1 protein-coding gene is annotated in these 381 nt (G+C 46.2%); it reads left to right on the top strand.

The window, feature by feature from the left end; translation table 11 throughout:
* A partial coding sequence (locus tag ACE01T_RS07185; RefSeq protein WP_395519015.1) for a GTP-binding protein occupies nucleotides 1–381 on the top strand: 381 nt, incomplete at both ends.

The raw sequence follows: 381 nt of genomic DNA, 5'->3' as shown, positions 1-381 counted from the left end.
CCACACGTAAACGTGGGCACAATTGGTCACGTCGACCATGGTAAAACTACTTTAACTGCTGCGATTGCAACTATTTGTGCAAAAACTTACGGCGGTGAAGCGAAAGATTACGCAGCAATTGACTCTGCACCAGAAGAAAAAGCACGTGGTATTACCATTAATACTTCACACGTAGAATACGATTCTCCATCTCGTCACTACGCTCACGTAGACTGCCCAGGACACGCCGATTATGTTAAAAACATGATCACTGGTGCTGCTCAGATGGACGGTGCAATCCTTGTATGTGCTGCGACTGACGGTCCTATGCCACAAACTCGTGAACACATCCTTTTGTCTCGCCAAGTAGGTGTACCTTACATCCTTGTGTTCCTGAACAAA

The sequence above is a fragment of the Acinetobacter uliginosus genome, from assembly GCF_044130295.1.
Classification (GTDB): domain Bacteria; phylum Pseudomonadota; class Gammaproteobacteria; order Pseudomonadales; family Moraxellaceae; genus Acinetobacter.
The sequence above is the reverse complement of the archived record's forward strand: the minus strand, read 5'-3'. Positions and strand labels throughout refer to the sequence as shown.